Source organism: Methylomonas methanica, from assembly GCF_001644035.1.
In the GTDB taxonomy this organism is placed as follows: domain Bacteria; phylum Pseudomonadota; class Gammaproteobacteria; order Methylococcales; family Methylomonadaceae; genus Methylomonas; species Methylomonas methanica_A.
In genome coordinates this window covers 25,391-42,371 of sequence record NZ_LUUG01000050.1, presented here as the reverse complement: position 1 = coordinate 42,371, position 16,981 = coordinate 25,391, and the positions used below count along the sequence as shown (strand labels likewise).

The window sequence follows — 16,981 nt, the reverse complement described above, 5'->3', positions numbered from 1 at the left end:
TTATCCCTTGGCAATCGAGGAGTGTGGGCTAATGACGATAGGTAAAATATGGATTTTTAAGGGTTTTCGACGCGCGGCGTCATGGCATACGGAATAGCGTGGCTACTCAATCGATACAAATTTTATCAATCATGGAAAAACCAAAGTTTTGGAATGGTACATAACAAAACTAATTTTCTATGAAAATACCGCCGAATCATTTTGGCGACAATGAAAATACTAGTAAACGGACAAGATGAGTAGCATCGATTCAAATAAATTAAAGAAACGTTTATATTGTCACTGGCTGAATGCAAGCATAAAGCTTTCCATCTGTTATTTAACTCATTTTTGAGAACTTTTGGTGGGTATATAAGTGCATTGCGATTAAAACTCTCAAGACGATCAAGCCATTTAGCGCAATCCTTAAGCGAGGGTCTCTGTGAATCTGTTGGTGAATTAGGGTATGCTAAAGTATTGTGACAGGCTATTTCCAATTCAGTAGGGTTAAGTCCTAATTTATTGATTTGTTCGCTTCTTATTTGGTTTGCACGATGAATTTGTTTTGTTAGATATGCGCTCCTATCAATAGATGGATGAGTTCTATAAATTATTAAAGCTTCATTGATGTTCGCAAAAACTATACTTCGATCTTCAGCCAGCCTGCACCATAAATCATAATCTTCGGCAGGCACGCTTGAGTCTCTATAGCTCTCGCTTGCGTGTAACACATTATTTTTTTTAAACATCACGCTAGGGTGAAAAAAACTTGTTTCAAACAATAAGCGTACTCTAATTTCGTGATTACTGAGCGGTACACATATAATATTTTCTGGAGATTCAAACACTCTTAAATGACTTCCGACCACACTTACTTCAGGATGCTGCCGCAGGAATCTCCATTGCTTTTCTAGGCGGTCAGGTATTGAAATGTCATCCGCATCCATTCTTGCAATAATAGAGGCTTTTGCCAATGTGAGTCCATAATTCAAGCTATTGGCTATTCCAAGATTCGTTTTATTTCGGTAGATTCGTATTCTTTGATCGTCCTTTTCTAACTCAGATAATATTAATTTCGTTCTATCGTAAGACGCATCATCTATAATTATTAACTCAAAATCCTTGAATGTTTGATTCAAAATACTGTCTATTGATTCTCTAAGATAAGGGGCAGCATTAAATACAGGCATTAAAGCAGAGATTAATGGTTTTTTTATAGTTGTATCCATGAGTTTGGTATCAAGTCTTGTGTTGATAATTCAGTTGCTCTGAACCATTTTGCTGGGGCAATAACGATTTTGCTTTTATTATTGTTCAACCAAGCAGCCCACCAACTAAAAGTACTATTCGCGATAATATTGTGTTTACACAAACTCATTAGTCGTAAATCTTCATGTTCACTTTCATTGTGATCAATGATGGTCAATGGATAGTCTGTCTTAATGTTTTCATGTGCCCATGCTGGTTCGTCACTAAATGCAAAGAAATGTGGTTCAATAATGGTAGTGGACATCTTTTTTATAGCCTCATTGTAGTAGCTTATTCCACATGTACCGTGATATTCGTTTGCCTGCTTACTTGATACGTAGTCGCCTCTCCTTATATGAATAGAAATTGAATTACTTGATTCAATCTTGTTAATTAATTGCAGATTTTTGCTATCAGGTATGTTATTGAACGTTAGATCTTGACGAATAATATGTTCGATATTGGTGAAATATTTTTCGCTCTGCCAGTATCCATCTAGATAAGTATTGCTAGGTTGTTTATTGAAATTAGTATCATACGTAAAGCTGTTTTCTTTATATAATAAAAATATACTGGTTTTCTTGTGGCTTGATTGGTCATGAAAAAATTTCTTAACCTCAAAGAATGGCGGTCTTATTACTTTTATTCTTGTAGGCGCGATAAAGTGTTGTTGAATATTAAATGTAGAAAGACTATATTGGCGCAATTTTTGATTATTAAAGTATGAAGTATCAAAACTTAGAATCGTATTGTGCAGATATGATAACGACTTTCCTGCCGCATATTGAAACATCTGATTGCCGAGTCCCCCTGTTAAACGTACAACTATCATAATTTTTGTTTGGCCACATTCAATTATTATATGAAAGTCATTTTCTTTCTGTTTTTTCATTTATTAAAACATTGCACCCCTTATTGATTGCTGTTTTTGATCTCCCAGTTTTCCCACACAAATTCGTACTTGTATGTTAGTCTGTGAGTTTTACTTAATTTCGATTGTATGTTTTTCATTCTAATACGCGAATCATCAAACATATTATGAAATTGAATTTGTAAATTCTCTATTATATTTACAATTCCTTCCTCAATCAAATGTTCTAGCAAGTCATATTCTGCGCCTTCAATATTAATTTTCATTAAATTAATTCTTGTGAATTCATTCTCGCTTATATATTCTGATGCTTTTACCAGCTTTATTTGCTCACAGGTCTCTTGACTGTATAGTGATGATGCATCTTCGTTACTTGACAGTCCTGCCATGCCATTATTATCTGCAAGGGCCAATTTTATAATCTTTATTTTTTTATTATTCTTGAATCTATCAGTTATAAACTTGTTATACTTAGTTGATGGTTCAAAGCAATAAATTTCACACATGTATTTTGAATAAATATCACTGGCCCACTGGCCTTTAAATGCCCCTAGGTCAAAAATTACTGAATCTTTGCATAGGCTATCATAAGTAATTCTTAGTGTATTATCTCCATCGTCCAGTCGCCAGGCTAAAAGCGCTGTGTTTGCTTTTTCTGGCACACCAGATAATCTTATTAAAAATCGCCCTAATTTGTATAAAAAAATTTTCATAAGTTAATTTAGACAGTTGACCACTTTGGAGTAAAAAAGAACAACCCATCATTCCTTGGTAAATTGCGTGTTGTTAATTTACCACCGCTTACAATTTCAAATCTGATGCATTCATTTGCATAATCATAAGTTTCATGGCTGTCCAATGTTCCAACCCATATGGATAGGATGTATTCTCCTGGGTAAAGACGAATATCTTCTATGTTAATTAACAAGCCTATTTGATCATCGAATGAGTCTATTTGAAAACTACAGTCGCTACTGATTATGTTAGCTATTTTAAGTCCGTCATTACTTCGTATCTCTAAAGCTGCTTTAATGCCGCCCATTGTTTTTTTTAATAGACCTCGTTTAATTCTAAACTTAAAATTTATAGTTTCACCGATATGGAACGTCCCGCATAAATTTTCTGATGAATTTAGTACCGACGCGTCGTTGACAAAATACTGTTTAGTTATCATCCTGAATTCTTCTTTAGATTTATAGCAAGGGTTAACAGGAGTTGATGTGGTCAAATATTTTGAAATTACTTGCTCTATATCCGAAAATAAATTGATCTGTCCATCAATCAGTAACACTCCTACTCTGCATAATTTTCTTATAGATGCAATATTGTGGCTAACGAATAAAACGGTCTTCCCTTCATTACCTGCTTTTTCCATACGGCCTAGGCATTTTTTTTGAAATTCAAAGTCGCCAACCGCCAAAACCTCATCTACTATTAGAATTTCTGGCTCCAAATGTGCCGCCACTGCGAAAGCCAACCTTACATACATTCCGCTTGAATAATGCTTGACTGGAGTATCCAAAAACTTTTCCACTTCGGCAAAATCAACGATTTCGTCAAACTTGCGTTGGATTTCTTTTTTGTGCATTCCTAATATTGCGCCATTCAGGAATATATTTTCTCTGCCCGTTAATTCAGGATGAAAGCCGGTGCCGACTTCCAGCAAACTCGATACGCGGCCATTAATGGTAATTCGTCCAGTGCTGGGATGGGTTATGCGGCTTAGTATTTTTAATAGCGTTGACTTGCCTGCACCGTTTCGACCGATGATTCCGACTCGGTCTCCCTGTTTAATTTCGAAGTTAATGTCCTTAAGCGCCCAGAATTCTTCGGCGCTTTCCGCTTTGGTATTGCTGTGAAAAGGATGCAATAAATTCTTGCCCAGAGATTTAATACCGCGACTGAGCGATTCTCCCAGGCTGTTATATTGATAACGGCTTTGCTGTTGATGTTGAATAATATATTTTTTGCCGAGGTTTTCGACTTTGATTGCGGTGCTCATCAGGATGTAATTGTGTAGGTTACAGGCTGTCGGCAAATTGCCGTTCCGTGTGCATGAAATATCGATAACCAATTAAAAATAATGCTAGTGATATTGCATTGGATAAAAAAAATCCATCCCAATATATGTTTGCACTATCACCAATAACCATCCAGCGAAACCCATCTATGACGCCAACCATAGGATTTAACGAATACCATAAACGCCATTGTTCCGGTATGACTTGGCTGCTAAAGCCGACTGGGGATATATACAGACCTATCTGTACAATAAAAGGAATGACATAACGAAAGTCACGGTATTTTACGTTGAGCGCCGATATTAGATAGCCCAAGCCTAAGGCGGTGATGGCAGCCAATAATAAGAATAAAGGCATCAACAGAATATAAATCGAAGGCTGGAAGCGATACCAAGCCATCAACGCCAGTAACAGTACGAATGAAATCAGAAAGTCGATGATATTAACCAACAATGGTGCCGTTGGGGCGATAATTCTGGGGAAATAGACTTTGCTGATCATTGCCGAATTATTAACCACCGCATTTGCGCTTTCGCTTAGCGTATTGGAAAAAAAATACCATGGCAACATCGCCGTAAACACCATGATGGCGTAAGGTGCTTCGCCTTCCGTTGGCAGTTTGGCGATTCTGCCGAAAATCACAGTAAACACTAGCATTGTCAGTAATGGTCTGATTACGGCCCAGGTCGCGCCTATTACGGTTTGTTTGTAGCGAACTTTAAAGTCCCGCCAAGCCAGAAAATAAAACAAGTCCCGGTATTCCCACAATTCACGCCCAGAGTCGCCAAGGGTTTTATAGGGAGTGATGACGATTTGTTGCCGAGTACTCATTTGATAATGTGGTTTGGCTGATAGCTTACTTGAAGTTTCACATAGGCTCAGGTCCAGTTCGGGTGAGGATTTAGAGCTTGAGCACCGAACAAGTGTAGTAGAAACGGTGCAAGGATCTGAGTTTTTTGGAGGTCTTGGCAAGGCGAGTGTTGTCAATTCCGATGCCAAACCCTCACATGGCCTTGTAGCGGTCTATTGATTCGTCGCTACAAGATTAGCGCACCGATCTTTTTTTCGGGAGTCCGGTATATTTGGTTTTGAACGGTGTGGTTTGAGATCGTGTTTTCACTGCTTGGTCATCAGTTTTCGGCTGAAAACTCGGCACCAAATGCTGCTTACCATTTCCAATCAAATCCGCCCGACCCATATCTTTCAAGGCCTCGCGCAGCAATGGCCAGTTTTTTGGATCATGGTAGCGTAAAAACGCCTTGTGCAAGCGTCGCTGTTTAATGCTCTTTGGAATCGCTATATCAGGGCTGCTGCGCGCCACTTTGTGCAGTGTGTCTTTGCCGGAATGATACATGGCGGTGGCGATAGACATCGGCGAGGGCAAGAAAGCCTGGACTTGGTCGGCGCGGAAGCCGTGGCGTTTTAGCCATAACGCCAGATTCAGCATATCCTTGTCTTCGGTGCCGGGGTGGGCGGCGATGAAGTAGGGAATCAGGTATTGTTCCTTGCCGGCTTCCTTCGAATACTTATCAAACATCTGCTTGAAGCGGTCGTACGTGCCCATGCCGGGTTTCATCATCTTCGATAGCGGGCCTTGCTCGGTGTGTTCCGGGGCGATTTTTAAATAGCCTCCGACGTGATGAGTTACCAGTTCCTTGACGTATTCCGGGGTTTCCACGGCGATGTCGTAGCGCAGGCCGGAGGCAATGAAGATTTTCTTGATGCCGGGGAGTTTTCGGGCGCGCCGGTAGAGTTTGACCAACGGCGTTTGATCGGTATTCAGATTATGGCAAATGCCCGGATACACGCAGGACGGCTTGCGACAGGATTCTTCAATTTTCGGGTCCTTGCAGGCCAATCGCCACATATTGGCGGTGGGGCCGCCCAGGTCGGAGATATGGCCGGTAAAATTGGGAGAGGTGTCGCGGATGGCTTCAATCTCGCGAATGATCGAATCTTCCGAGCGGTTTTGGATGATGCGGCCTTCGTGCTCGGTGATCGAACAAAAACTGCAACCCCCAAAGCAGCCGCGCATGATCAGTACGGAATGCTGGATCATTTCAAAAGCGGGGATATTGGCGCTACCGTAAGATTTATGGGGTAGCCTGGAGTAGGGCAGGTCGAAGACGCCATCCATTTCCGGTGTGGTTAAGGGTAATGGTGGTGGATTGATCCACACCTCGCGGTTGCCGTGGCGTTGGATCAAGGCGCGGGCGTTGCCGGGGTTGGTTTCGCCGTGCATCACTCGCGAGGCGTGCGCGTACAGAATTGGATCGTCTTTTACTGCTTCGTAATCGGGCAAGCGGATGACGGTTTGTGTGCGCTGTTTGTTGGCGATGGGTTTGAATTGGATTACCTGCTCGTTTTCAGCCAGTGCCGGTTTGTCTTCACACGCCGGTTGTTCCTGATAGGGATTGACGTGAGAAATCACCGCACCCGGTTTGTCGATGTCGGTGGAGTCTTTCTCCATCCAGCCCAGCGGAACCTGTTTTACAAAATGCACGGTGCCGCGAATGCCTTTCAGGTCGGCGATGGTTTCGCCTTTTGCCAGGCGCTGGGCGATTTCCACCACTTGCCGTTCGGCGTTGCCGTAGACTAGTAAATCGGCTTTGGAATCTAAAATGATGGATTTACGCACCTTGTCGGACCAGTAATCGTAATGAGCGATGCGGCGCAGACTGGCTTCGATACCGCCGATGACAATGGGGACGTTTTTGTAGGCTTCGCGGCAGCGGTGGGCGTAGACATTCACCGCGCGGTCCGGACGTTTGCCGGCTGCGCCATCGGCGGTATAAGCGTCGTTGGAGCGGATCTTTTTGTCCGAGGTATAACGATTCACCATCGAATCCATGTTGCCGCCGGTCACGCCGAAAAACAGCTTGGGTTGGCCCAGCCGTCTAAAATCCTCGGCGCTATGCCAATCCGGTTGCGAGATGATGCCCACTCTAAAGCCTTGCGCTTCCAACACCCGGCCGATAACCGCCATGCCAAAGCTTGGATGATCGACATAGGCATCGCCGGTTACCAGAATCACGTCGCAGGCGTCCCAGCCCAGTTGTTGCATTTCCGCCAGTGTCATCGGCAATTCCGGGGCCGGCCCGAAGCGGTGCGCCCAGTATTTTTTATAGCCGAAGATGTTGGGAGCGTTGTGTATCACGATTTTATAATCCGGTTGAAGACGTTGGGGTTGTGGCGTTTTAAATCCAGCAGATAGGTGGGAAACTCCAGCTGATATAACTGTTCAAGCTGTTTGGCTTTGTCGATCAGCTGTTTGACGCCGGGCTTTGCCATGGCTTCCCCAAAGGCAAAACCGATCACGTTACCGCGATTGCGCACCGGCAAAAACAACATGCGCCTATCGAACATGCGGCCCAGATTCCAGACCACTTGCTGGAACATGTCCTTGTCAGTGCCCCATAAGTTGATCACCAGCAGACCGTTTTTGGTCAGCAAGGTTCGGCAATTGTCGAAAAAAGTTTCGCTACTGACTTCCGGTGCCATGCCGTCATGGTCGTAAGCGTCTATCACGATCAAGTCGTGTTGCTCACTTTGCACCTGGCTGGCTTGGCGCACATGTTGCGCGCCGCAGCCGATCTTGATTTTCAGGCGCGGATCGAATGGCAAGCCGAAATGACTACGCGCCACTTTCAACACGCTGCCGCGAAACTCCACAACCTTGAGTCGACAATCGGCAAACTGATGCAACATGAATTTGGCGATGGTGCCGCCGCCTAGGCCTATCATCAGTATTTCGCGGGGGGTGTCATGAAACATCAAGCCGGCCATCATGGCTCGTGCATACAGGGAATGGAGGCGGTCGGGTTCGGCCAGCAGCATGCTGCTTTGCCGGGCATGCGAGCCAAAGTGCAAGGCCCTGACGCCCTCCTTATCAACGATTTCTATGACGCCTTCGTCGTCGTGGCTTTGGTGTACCACCAAGCCTTCATATTTGTACATGCGGTGTAGCGAACGGTAAAGATCAGGCTATTTTCCTTGAAATTCCGGCGCTTGTCTTGTTAATAGTGTGTTGGTGACAATTTAGTCACCCTGTAAAAATGAAGGGATATTGGGCTAATGCGGCTTGTTTTATGGGTATGGGTGCGAATTGTTTCGCACTGTATATCGGAGGTCTTGAGAAGGCTGTTTTGCTTATCGAGCAGATGATGCGGCGATAAAAGTCAGTCCACTCGATAACCTTCCTCCATCAGCACACGTTTAACGACCGGGCGCGACAGCATCAACCGATAGTGTTTCAAGCAGTTTTCAGGCAGCGTAACGCCGGTTTTATCCGCCCAAAACTCCACGTAAAACAAAGCGGCATCGGCGATGCTGAACGTGCCCAATGCATAGCCTTCGGCCGGTAGTAGCTGATTCAAGATTGCGAAGCCTTTATTCACAATATCCAAGCCTTGTGCCTTAACCGCGTCGTGATCGGCAGGATTGGGCGTAAATTTCTCCGTGGTAAAAATTCTAGCAAAGCCCTGGCCATGTAGCGTGCCGACCGCATAGTCCATCAACTCGATAGCTTTCGCGTCGCCATCCGCGTCGCCCGGCAATAGTTTGGCTTTAGGGTAGGTGCGTGCCAGCCAGTAAGCGATGGCTTGAAATTCGGTCAAGGCGGTACCGTCGTTACGGACCAAGGTGGGAATGGTGGCTTTGGGGTTCAGTGCCAGATATTCGGCTTGATGCTGATCGCCGGCCATTAAATTGACTAGATGAGCTTCGAAAACCAGATCTAGCTCCTCCAGTAAAATATGGATGCCGGTGGTGCAGGAGCCAGGTGTTAAGTACAGTTTCATAAATTGTCCTGTTGGAAAAACATTCGCCTTAACGGCAGTCTAGAAAGTAAGCATTAATGTCCAGCGCAAAGTTCCGCCAAAGCAAGGCGATATCGCTACGCACTGCGCTCAGGTAAACCTGATCGGGCTTATGTTCATCGGGGAAATTGGATAAGGCGCAGGAAGTGCGGTGTTTATCCACTACGATCAACAGAAATTCATCGATGAAACCGTCGAATACCGCCAGTACTGATTTGGTAAGATCCGCCAAGCCCTGATTGACAGTATTGCCGGCGTGATCAAACGGTAAGGTCTTCAATTGAGCCAGGGCGTCTTGATAGGTTTTTTCCAAGACGATCAATATATTGCGTTGAAAACAACCGTCCCATTGTTGATGCGATAGGTCATGGGCTAATAATTGATCGTACTGCTTCTTCATAGTGGCTTTCTGCTCGGTTATAAATCGGCTAAATTCGCCGATGCTGTGCGCGTTAAGTGTTTGATTGTTCATGTCAAAATCCTTTAGGTTAGAGTGTTAATGCGGTAAAAACCCGATCGCTGGCGTCCAACGCGCCTTCCAAATAGCCGCCGGATCTGCTGGCTGTTTCCGTCCCGCAGAAATACAGTTTGTCCTGCCAATGATCCAATTGCAGCGAGCGATGGCCATAGACGGGATGCGTGAACACCGGCATACGGTCTTCAGCAGTCGCGGTAAAAGCTTCCTGGCTCCAATCCTGAATCACCACACTTAGCGGATTGGCGGCGTCAGGACCGAATAGGCCGACCATTTGCCGAACGATCAGCGCCGGCAGGCTGTCACGATACTGCTGCCGAATCTCGGCTGGCAGGCCAAAGAAACCGAATAGTGCTGCTGTGTGATCATTGTCTAAACACGCGTCATAGACTTCAGCCAACACGGCACTGGGATAGGCTGAAATGGCCTTGCCGGAATAGCCTTTTTGGCGCCAGAACGGCTGTTCGTAAACCAGCACGGCCTTGGCATGTCCGGCCATCCAGGTAGGCGTGTCTTGCATCAGTGATAACAAACCAGGCGCTAATGCCGGTTTGAAGGTAATGTTGCTAGCCAGCAATCGCGGTGGCGCGGCCAGCACGACTTGGCGGGCCTGGATGGTAATCACCGAGCTATCGGTTGCGAATGTTAAATCGACATGACTGCCTTGGTCGCTCAGCGTTAGCAAACGATGCTCAAGTTGCAAAATGCGTTCCGGTATCCCTTGCAATAAACCGTCGATCAACTGCTGACAACCTCCGGCAATCCGTCTGGCATCCGCATGAGTCTGGGTATCGATGTAAGTCGCTGGCAGGGCGTCGGCTTGTACTTGATATAAGCTTTGACCGCGGTCCCACTGTGGAAATAGCGTCAATCCCAAGCGTTCTGCTAATGCCGCAATGCGCGGTTGATCGGAAGGCCAGAGCCAAGTTGGGCCCAGGTCGGCGGTAAAGTCCTGGGTAGGGCCGGATGCGGATAAAACTCTGCCGCCGCAGCGGTCGCGCGCTTCAAACACGCTGATATTGGGTTTGTGGGGAAGTAGTTTTTCAGCCAAGGACAAGCCCGACAGGCCGGCGCCAATAATCGCCACGTCTAGCATGGGCATCATGCCGTCTGTGTCGTTTGGCATAGTAAGACGTTGCTCTGCCATAAGGGTAATTTCGGCGCTTCGGTTGAGGCGCTTGGCATGATCAGTTTCTTGCGGAAAATATCCCACACGCCGTCATAGCGTTGCTGCACCCGAATACTCCAACCCCAGACGATAGGTAAATGCACCGGCACCCAAATATAAAGGTCTGGCCTGTCCGGTCCGGCGTTTTGCATGAAATACACGGTGTATTTTTCCAAAACGCTAATCGACGCGACGGCGTTACCGGCAATTTGCGATGGAATAGCTTGGGTCACGGCTTGGCTGAACAGCAGTTTTTGCTGTTGGCCTTGCTGTTGAAACGGGCCAAGCGGCATGACCGACAAATGGCTTTCTGTGCCTGACAGATACAAAACCGGGCCGCCGTTTTCAGTCTCGGTATCCAGCAATGTCATGGTCTCGCCGTCGGCAAAGTGCACCGTTCTGGTTGACTCCACCAACTGCAAGACACCGAGTTGACTGCAAAAGCCGGCGGTGCCCCATTCCAGTTTGAAACAGGGCGAAATGCTTAGCGTTGGCGTATCGTCTAGCAAGCTTACTTCCGGTGCGGCCATGCTGGCGTCTAGCAAGGTCAAACGATTGTGATTGGGCTGCTGCGGATGAGTGGCGGTAATGGGTAAGCAGTTGTTGAGCAGCGGGTTCAGTAAATCGCTGTTCCACACGAATGCTTGTATTGGCGTTTGTTTAGTATCCACGGCTATTGCCATAGCCTGTTCGATGCTTAACTGGTAGTCGCCGAGCAAACCGTTTTGCAGATTGTGCTCCAGTTCGCCAAGCCGGTCATCAGCCAATTTTTGTGCGTCGATGCTGTAACGATGGCCTGCTTGTATCACTGGAATGCTCGGTTTGGACGGCGCAGGCGTCGGGCGGGGCAGTGGAAAAATGTGTTCCATGGTTGGGCTGCTTATGGCGAATGCCATCAGACATTCAAGAATGAGGCCAATTGACCAAATCGCCGAATGACAGCGAAGGTCATTGATTAAAGAGGATTACCGCTTTAAACCAACTTGCCAAACGATGTCGCGGATCCGACAAATCCGGCGATCTTGTCACGACAACGCTCTAGCCCTGGATTTTTGCCGGCGTTATCGTGCGTGCTTGCCATCCACGAAGAAGGCTTCTACAGTTTCACGGTATCTTCATAATTTTTTTGGAAAATCATGCGAAATTTATTGATAACGATGCTTTTACTGTTCCCAACCCTTGTAGCCGCCCAAAATGATGCATTTAAAAATATGGACAAAGCGCAAATGCAGCAAGTGATGCAGCAAATGAAAGCCATGCAAGACTGCGTGAAAAACATTGATAAGGGGGACATGCAGGCCTTTCAAGCACAGGCCAAACAAATGAGTGCCGAAGTTAAAAGCTTATGCGCGGCGGGAAAACGCGATGAAGCGATGGCGAGAGCGATGGACTTCGGTAAGGACGTGTCGGCCAACAAAGCCATGCAACAAATGAAACAATGCGGCGAGGGAATAACGGAAGTTATGCCTCTATTGCCTGATGTTACTCAAGGCCAAAATCAGCCCGGTTCGCCTCGGCATGTTTGCGATCACTAATTTTTAATGCACCAATTTGGTTAGTTTTTTCTCGGTAAAATTTTACGGTTATTTGCGTCAAACCCGCGCCAGCCCTGATATAATCAAATTTTTGCGTTGGGGGTTTTATGGCTGTTGATCTGGTAGAGTTGAAAGCAGTATTGGCGCGGATGGAAGCTGCTTTGAGTAGCATCACCGAAATGGATTCTGAAGTGCTGGAATTCATCGATGCTAATTACTCGGATTTGTTGAACGATCAAAAGATGGTGCAGGTGTTTAAAAGTGTCGGTGATGCCGAGGATGAGTTGCAAAGACAGTTAAACTTCTTACGCATTCGCATAACCGCCGGTATCCCGGAGTTTAAAGAAGTTTGTGACGCGGCTTGAGCGTATTTCAGCCGTTATGATTAGTTAATCGATGTAAACAGGGGGCGATGGGTATTTTGCTTTAGTTGTCCGCAATATAGACGTCGCTCCCCCTTCCAGATAGCCCATCCCAAGTTCAGCAGTACTCCAGTTCATAATCTGTTCATTAAATAACGGGCATTCGCCCCTTATCGTCGCTTTTCGCTTGCTACCTGGTATCTTAATACTCTGGCGTTGAACCGCGAGTTTGCCCGGGGCTTGGGTGAATCAACAGCACGCCACAGCGTGCATGCAGCCTAAGCTAGACCTTTTCTGACCGCCTGCCGGTTCCGACTAATTGTTCATTTCAGCCGGCATCGCGTAAAATCGCCAGCCATTATTACGCCCCCATTGGAGAGCAAATTATGAAATACCGTTTAATTGTCGCGCTGATGATGATCACAGGTTTTGCCTGTGCGGAAGATGCCAAGGAAGAATGGAACGAAACCACATTAAAAGACGAGACCATCCAGAAAATTCAGCAAGCTCAGTACACTTATAAAAAATGTGTAGTGGATACTATGCAAAAACCCGAGTTTGCAAAAATGGAAAGCCGCAATGCCACGGATGTGATAATCAAATCTTGCGAGCCTACCTTGGCCGAAATACGTAAAGTTTATACGGACGCCGAAGTGCCGGGCGTTGTCGCTGACCGGCATTTGAAGAAAATGCGTATCCAGGTAACGCGCAACCTGCTGCAAGAATTGATGTATGCGGAAGCCGCGAAGAAAGCTGGTATGCCAGGCAACTGATCTTCTTCTTGATATTGTGTCCAATCGAATTGTCGTAAAAACTTAACGCCTCGCTGGTTTTACCCTTTTGCGACAACTCTGAACATTAGACCGTAAAGCCAATGTTTCAATTAACAACTATCACTCGATTTTCATGAATACCTACACTATCGATTTATCCTTGCGTCCGACCACCTTCGATTTGTGGCATGTGTGTTTGGCGGGCACCGCCGCGCTGTTGGCTTTGGTCCTGATTGTGGTTTTAGTCTCGGTGCTGTTGGGCATGCGCCGCTGCAAATCGGCCGTGCCGACCGTTGCCCCTATCGCGCCGCAACCCGAAGTCAAAATCGTCGAAAAGATCGTCGAAGTGGAAAAAATCGTCCAGGCGCCGGCACCGGAACCCGTGATTTTAAAAGAAGCCACTCCGGATGCAGCCTTGCAATTATTGAGCTTGTTACAAAAAGAAGCTCGCTTTATCGACTTTATCAAGGAAGACGTCAGTGCCTTTTCCGATGCCGAAATCGGCGCGGCGGCGCGGGTGGTGCATCAAGGTTGCAGCAAGGCGGTCAGCGAGCATTTCACCCTGGCCCCCGTCAGCAACGATCCCGAGGGTAATCGTGTCACCCTGAACAAAGGCTTTGATGCCGCATCTTTCCGTTTGACCGGTAATATCGTCGGCGAGGCGCCGTTTACCGGCACCTTGGTGCACAAAGGCTGGCAAGTCACCGATCTGCGTTTACCAAAATTAACCGAAGGCCATAACGCCAAAATCGTCGCGCCGGCCGAGGTGGAATTATGACGGCGCGTTATTCGGTCGGTATCGACTTGGGCACCACGCATTGCGTCTTGTCTTATGTCGATCTGGACGCTGGGGAAGATCAAGTGGTCCTGGATGTGTTGGCTATTCCGCAACTGACTGGTCCCGGCACGATAGAAGACAAGGCACAATTACCCTCATTCACCTATCTGGCGCATTCGGCAGAGATTGCCGAAGGCGCAACTGCCTTGCCTTGGACAGCCAAACCCGAATACCTGGTCGGTGAAATTGCCCGCAATCTGGGCAGCAAAACGCCCATCCGGCTGGTGTCCAGCGCCAAAAGCTGGTTGTGCCACGCCGGCGTCGATTGCAAGCAAGCGATTTTGCCAGCCGAAGCGCCGGAAGATGTAGCGCGGATTTCGCCGTTTGCCGCGACCAAAGCCTATTTGCAACATTTGCGCGATGCTTGGAATCACAGGTTTCCGGAACACAATTTACAAGATCAGGACGTCACCATCACCGTGCCGGCCTCGTTCGACCCGGCTGCGCGCGAACTAACCGTCGAAGCGGCGCGCTCCGTGGGTTTGGTGCAGGCGGTGTTGCTCGAAGAGCCGCAAGCAGCTTTGTACAGCTGGATCGAAAACAGCGAAGGCGATTGGCGTAATCATGTGCAGGTCGGCGATGTGATTTTGGTCGCCGACATCGGCGGTGGCACCACCGATTTGTCGCTGATTGCGGTTACCGAACAGGACGGCAATCTGCAACTGACCCGGGTAGCGGTCGGCGACCATATCCTGTTGGGTGGCGATAACATGGATTTGGCCCTGGCCTACACCGTGAAAGCCAAAATGGAACAAGAAAGCGGTAAGCGCCTGGAATCCTGGCAACTACAAGCCCTGACACATGCCTGCCGGGAAGCGAAAGAAAAACTGTTCAATCAACCCGAACTGGGCAGCATGCCTTTGGTCGTAGCGAGTCGCGGATCGTCCTTGATCGGCGGCACCTTGCGTACCGAATTGACCCGCGACGAGTTGAACCGCATCTTGGTCGAAGGCTTTTTACCTTGGGTACCCATTGAAGAAAGACCGGTGATCAGGCCGCGCAGCGGTTTGCGTACCGCCGGTTTGCCGTATGCGCAGGATGCCGGCATCACCCGTCATCTGGCTGCATTTTTGTCGCGGCAAAAAGAAGCGACCGGCGAGCTGTCCGATCACGTGTTGCCGGAACACGCCAGCTTTCTGCATCCCACCGCCGTATTGTTCAACGGCGGGGTGTTAAAAGCCGGTTTGATGGCCGAGCGCTTGATGCAGATTTTAAATAACTGGTTGCAGGCTGAACAAGCGGCGCCGGCCAGGCTATTGCAAGGCGCCGACTTGGATTTGGCGGTGGCGCGCGGTGCTGCATATTACGGATTTGTGCGCAAAGGTAAGGGCGTAAGAATCAAAGGTGGTACGGCGGCGGCTTATTATGTCGGCATCGAGAGTTCCATGCCGGCAGTACCTGGCTTGCCTGCGGAAATCGAAGCCTTGTGCATCGCGCCGTTTGGCATGGAAGAGGGCAGCGAGCAGGAGTTGCCCAACGACGAGTTTGGTTTGATCATCGGCGAGCCGGTACGCTTCCGCTTTTTCGGTTCAAAAACCCGACGTGACGATGCGGTAGGCGTGCGCTTGGACTATTGGCAAGACGACGAGTTGGAAGAACTGGACGAGATCGAAATTACCTTGCCGGAAGAAGGCCGCCATGCCGGCGATATCGTCCCGGTGCATTTGTCGGCGGCAGTGACCGAAGTGGGAACTTTGGAATTAAAAGCCATTTCCAAACGCGATCAACAGCGCTGGAAAATCGAGTTTGATGTCAGGGCCGGCGAGGCCTTGAAGTCTAGTTAGGCAGAGATTGAGCCATACGGCTCAATCTCCGTTAAGCCAATAGCCTTTTATTGCTGTTGATAGTAAGGCTGTTGGTACTGCTGTTGCGGGTATTGCTGATATTGCTGGTTCTGTTGCGGATACCCCTGTTGCTGCGGGTAACCTTGCTGGTATTGCTGATTCTGCTGAGGGTAACTTTGTTGTTGCGGGTAGCCCTGCTGATACGGTTGGTTTTGCTGTGGATAACCTTGTTGGGGGTAATTCTGTTGCGGATATCCGCCTTGTTGTTGAGTCGGCTGGGTTTGCTGTTGCTGCGGTTGTTGCGCGGCGCCGGCGTTTTGATTGGCGTTAATTGCGAGTTCTACCCGGCGGTTTATTGCCCGGTTGGCATCGCTGGTGTTAGCTACTTTTGGCGAGCTTTCGCCCATGCCTTGCTGCGAAATCCGTAACCGATTGACGCCGCGTTGTCCCAAAAAGTTGGCGACGCTGGTCGCCCTTGCTTCGGATAAGCGCTGATTGTCCGCATCGGAGCCGACGTCGTCGGTGTGGCCCGTCACTGAAATAGTCGATTCAGGGTAGCTGGTCAACACTCTTGCTACCGGCTCCAGAGCATTCTGGGCTTCCGGTGTTAAATCGGCCTTGCCGAACGCGAAGGTGACATCACTGGTACTGGGCATGTTCAAGGTAAGCTGATTTTGCGCGGTACGCTGTACCTCAATACCGGTGCCTTGCAGCGATTGTTGCATTTCTTCCTGTTGTTTATCCATGTAGTAACCGACACCGGCTCCAACCGCGGCACCGGCTAATGCGCCCAGGCCGGCGTTTTTCCAGTCGTTACCACCGAATAAAGTTCCGGCGCCGGCTCCGGCTGCCGCGCCGACGCCGGCACCCTTGCCTAGGTTGCTCATGCCGGACTGGCCGGTGTAAGGGTTAGTGGTACAGGCTGTTAATAAGCTGGTACCGATGGCGATAGCGAGTAATCTTTTAGTCATTATTTTTCGTCCTGGATGCTGTTCATAAATACTTTGAATCGGGCGGCGTATTAGCTCAATGGGGTGTTTCGCCAATAGAAGCCGGCCTCCGACCGCGTGGCGATTAAAACCTTAAAGTCTTAACTCGCACTTAAACCAG

Annotated in this window: 17 protein-coding genes; 5 read left to right on the top strand and 12 right to left on the bottom strand. The window is 47.9% G+C overall.

Going from position 1 to position 16,981, the window contains the following annotated elements:
• Positions 1-125: 125 nt before the first annotated feature.
• From A1332_RS05285 to A1332_RS05235, 11 genes are all read right to left on the bottom strand, one after another.
• Positions 126-1,208: a glycosyltransferase family 2 protein gene (locus tag A1332_RS05285; protein ID WP_064007515.1), complete on the bottom strand. Its 1,083-nt coding sequence runs from the start codon at positions 1,206-1,208 to the stop codon at positions 126-128.
• Entirely contained in the window at positions 1,193-2,119 is a 927-nt protein-coding gene (locus A1332_RS05280) for an alpha-1,2-fucosyltransferase (RefSeq protein WP_082879543.1), read from the bottom strand. The genes A1332_RS05285 and A1332_RS05280 overlap by 16 nt, the downstream gene beginning before the upstream one ends.
• Positions 2,120-2,139: 20 nt before the next feature.
• On the bottom strand, positions 2,140-2,811 hold the full coding sequence (locus A1332_RS05275; RefSeq protein ID WP_064007514.1) for an FkbM family methyltransferase: 672 nt from the start codon (positions 2,809-2,811) through the stop codon (positions 2,140-2,142).
• A gap of 8 nt (positions 2,812-2,819) precedes the next feature.
• A complete protein-coding gene (locus A1332_RS24650) occupies positions 2,820-4,100 on the bottom strand; it encodes a polysaccharide ABC transporter ATP-binding protein (protein WP_082879542.1) in 1,281 nt (426 codons plus the stop codon).
• Positions 4,101-4,119: 19 nt separating this feature from the next.
• Positions 4,120-5,106 carry an ABC transporter permease gene (locus tag A1332_RS05265; RefSeq protein ID WP_231890217.1) on the bottom strand — a complete coding sequence of 329 codons (987 nt, stop codon included), beginning with the start codon at positions 5,104-5,106 and terminating at the stop codon, positions 4,120-4,122.
• 58 nt (positions 5,107-5,164) lie between these two features.
• Positions 5,165-7,276 (bottom strand): YgiQ family radical SAM protein, encoded by a 2,112-nt coding sequence (locus A1332_RS05260; protein WP_064007512.1) that lies wholly within the window; start codon positions 7,274-7,276, stop codon positions 5,165-5,167.
• Entirely contained in the window at positions 7,273-8,076 is an 804-nt protein-coding gene (locus tag A1332_RS05255) for a spermine synthase (protein ID WP_064007511.1), read from the bottom strand. The genes A1332_RS05260 and A1332_RS05255 overlap by 4 nt, the downstream gene beginning before the upstream one ends.
• Before the next feature lie 221 nt (positions 8,077-8,297).
• Positions 8,298-8,918 carry a glutathione S-transferase family protein gene (locus A1332_RS05250; RefSeq protein WP_064007510.1) on the bottom strand — a complete coding sequence of 207 codons (621 nt, stop codon included), beginning with the start codon at positions 8,916-8,918 and terminating at the stop codon, positions 8,298-8,300.
• A gap of 28 nt (positions 8,919-8,946) precedes the next feature.
• On the bottom strand, positions 8,947-9,408 hold the full coding sequence (locus A1332_RS05245; protein WP_064007509.1) for a hypothetical protein: 462 nt from the start codon (positions 9,406-9,408) through the stop codon (positions 8,947-8,949).
• A gap of 16 nt (positions 9,409-9,424) precedes the next feature.
• Complete coding sequence (locus tag A1332_RS05240; RefSeq protein WP_064007508.1) at positions 9,425-10,537, bottom strand: flavin monoamine oxidase family protein; 1,113 nt, start codon at positions 10,535-10,537, stop codon at positions 9,425-9,427.
• A complete protein-coding gene (locus tag A1332_RS05235) occupies positions 10,513-11,448 on the bottom strand; it encodes a hypothetical protein (RefSeq protein ID WP_064007575.1) in 936 nt (311 codons plus the stop codon). The genes A1332_RS05240 and A1332_RS05235 overlap by 25 nt, the downstream gene beginning before the upstream one ends.
• Before the next feature lie 342 nt (positions 11,449-11,790).
• Between A1332_RS05235 and A1332_RS05230 the strand changes: the two genes are divergently transcribed.
• The 5 genes from A1332_RS05230 (at position 11,791) to A1332_RS05210 (ending at position 15,871) form a co-directional block, all read left to right on the top strand.
• Positions 11,791-12,114 (top strand): hypothetical protein, encoded by a 324-nt coding sequence (locus A1332_RS05230; RefSeq protein WP_157203945.1) that lies wholly within the window; start codon positions 11,791-11,793, stop codon positions 12,112-12,114.
• Positions 12,115-12,221: 107 nt separating this feature from the next.
• Complete coding sequence (locus A1332_RS05225; RefSeq protein ID WP_064007506.1) at positions 12,222-12,479, top strand: hypothetical protein; 258 nt, start codon at positions 12,222-12,224, stop codon at positions 12,477-12,479.
• A gap of 383 nt (positions 12,480-12,862) precedes the next feature.
• On the top strand, positions 12,863-13,249 hold the full coding sequence (locus A1332_RS05220) for a hypothetical protein (RefSeq protein WP_064007505.1): 387 nt from the start codon (positions 12,863-12,865) through the stop codon (positions 13,247-13,249).
• A 133-nt stretch (positions 13,250-13,382) separates the two neighbouring features.
• On the top strand, positions 13,383-14,027 hold the full coding sequence (locus tag A1332_RS05215; RefSeq protein ID WP_064007504.1) for a DUF2760 domain-containing protein: 645 nt from the start codon (positions 13,383-13,385) through the stop codon (positions 14,025-14,027).
• A complete protein-coding gene (locus A1332_RS05210) occupies positions 14,024-15,871 on the top strand; it encodes an Hsp70 family protein (RefSeq protein ID WP_064007503.1) in 1,848 nt (615 codons plus the stop codon). The genes A1332_RS05215 and A1332_RS05210 overlap by 4 nt, the downstream gene beginning before the upstream one ends.
• A gap of 47 nt (positions 15,872-15,918) precedes the next feature.
• Here the strand turns inward: A1332_RS05210 and A1332_RS05205 are convergent, their stop codons facing one another.
• Positions 15,919-16,842 carry an OmpA family protein gene (locus A1332_RS05205; RefSeq protein WP_064007502.1) on the bottom strand — a complete coding sequence of 308 codons (924 nt, stop codon included), beginning with the start codon at positions 16,840-16,842 and terminating at the stop codon, positions 15,919-15,921.
• Positions 16,843-16,981 lie beyond the last annotated feature (139 nt).